Genomic DNA, 732 nt, shown 5'->3' with positions numbered 1-732 from the left:
GAAGCGATATAGCGGCGATGTCCGAATGGGGAAACCCAGTGCAATGCGTTGCACTATCATTAACTGAATCCATAGGTTAATGAGGCGAACCGGGGGAACTGAAACATCTCAGTACCCCGAGGAAAAGAAATCAACCGAGATTCCCCCAGTAGCGGCGAGCGAACGGGGAGCAGCCCAGAACCAGCATCAGCCATAGCATCAGAGGAACGGTCTGGAAAGGCCGGCGAGAGAGGGTGACAGCCCCGTACTCGAAGATGGTATGGCTGTGAGTTCGACGAGTAAGGCGGGACACGAGAAATCCTGTCTGAAGATGGGGGGACCATCCTCCAAGGCTAAATACTCCTGACTGACCGATAGTGAACCAGTACCGTGAGGGAAAGGCGAAAAGAACCCCGGCGAGGGGAGTGAAAGAGAACCTGAAACCGTGTACGTACAAGCAGTGGGAGCCTTGATTAATCAGGGTGACTGCGTACCTTTTGTATAATGGGTCAGCGACTTATATTCTGTAGCAAGGTTAACCGTATAGGGGAGCCGCAGGGAAACCGAGTCTTAACTGGGCGAATGAGTTGCAGGGTATAGACCCGAAACCCGGTGAGCTAGCCATGGGCAGGTTGAAGGTTGGGTAACACTAACTGGAGGACCGAACCGACTAATGTTGAAAAATTAGCGGATGACCTGTGGCTGGGGGTGAAAGGCCAATCAAACCGGGAGATAGCTGGTTCTCCCCGAAAG

The 732-nt window shown here is 53.0% G+C and carries 1 rRNA gene; it reads left to right on the top strand.

The window, feature by feature from the left end:
- Positions 1 to 732: ribosomal RNA gene (locus tag C6H66_RS25440) — 23S ribosomal RNA — on the top strand; the annotation flags it as partial.

It is taken from the genome of Photorhabdus hindustanensis (assembly GCF_002968995.1).
GTDB lineage: Bacteria > Pseudomonadota > Gammaproteobacteria > Enterobacterales > Enterobacteriaceae > Photorhabdus > Photorhabdus akhurstii.
This window is presented reverse-complemented; position numbering and strand designations above follow the sequence as displayed.